Below are 1085 nucleotides of genomic sequence, written 5' to 3'. Positions count from 1 at the left end.
TGATTGTTCTTTTTTAACCAATCCGTGAAGTCACGTTCGAACGCTTGCCATTGCGCACCAAGCAGTTGTTGCAATGAGACTCTCTTATCTGGGTTGTTCTTGAGAGAACCCACGGTGTTATCAGGTAAGTTCGCACTAGCCGTTTTCCAAGGGGCTATCAAAAGACCATATTGCTCATTTCCCGGAATTGCACAAAATTTTATCATTGTTATCACCACTTCCTTAAATAGATACCATTTTTTATATTGCTCAATGATTGGGATTTTTCCTTTGGCAAGAACATCGGAGATGCTGATATCACCGGAACTCCAATTGATTACAGAACCTTGTTGTAAAAGATCAAAGTCACTATCTACTATTCGATCAGGGATAATAATGTTTACATTTTTTTCCTTCTGACCAATGGGATTTTGGAAAGTCATGATCACATCTTTTTTATCATCACTGTTGATTTTAAATAAATTAACAGACTTATAGGGAAAAAAGTCCGGCTGCTGTTCGGGGAAATGCTTGCTGAAGTAGCCCGGATTAAGCTGCCGAGAGCTGACTAACACCACATCTCTGTCGTTGTCTCCTTCCATCAGCACCAGAACTCTCAGCGCCTGAGCAAGAAAATATTCATCATGTCCATAGACAAAATAAAATACGCTCTGGTCATTCCCATCACTGCTTTTGCTCAGTGGGTTAGCGCAATACTTACGCAGTAAATCGTCCTTGAATACCGTGTCAGGGTATGTATTTTCCATCAGGTATAAACGCTGACAGCTAAAGCCCATATCAATCTCTTTTATTCCATGACGGCCTGTTTCACTATAATCTCCGCTTTTGGTTTCATATTCACTAACACCCACCGTTTTGCTGGCAAATTCACCTTTGCTGTTTGCCAGCGGTGCTATCAAACCACTCGGGCCATGCAAGATAAAATTGGCCTCATGCAGCAATTGACAGACTTCCTTTTCCTGATGCACTGCGGCTAACTGCTGCTGTTCAGGTGGCCGGAATCCTTGTTGATGGCGACCATCCAGAATATAGGTTTTAACGTCATCAAAGGTGGCAATGGATCTTAATCGATTCAGCTCATCAAT

At 41.8% G+C, this 1085-nt stretch carries 1 protein-coding gene; it reads right to left on the bottom strand.

Translation table 11 applies throughout. The annotated features are described in order from the left end of the window. Positions 1-968 (bottom strand): hypothetical protein (locus KDK16_RS01390; RefSeq protein ID WP_257274344.1); only part of this gene is annotated, 968 nt, incomplete at its 3' end. Positions 969-1085: the final 117 nt, after the last annotated feature.

This window comes from Endozoicomonas sp. SESOKO4, from assembly GCF_024606275.1.
The sequence above is the reverse complement of the archived record's forward strand: the minus strand, read 5'-3'. Positions and strand labels throughout refer to the sequence as shown.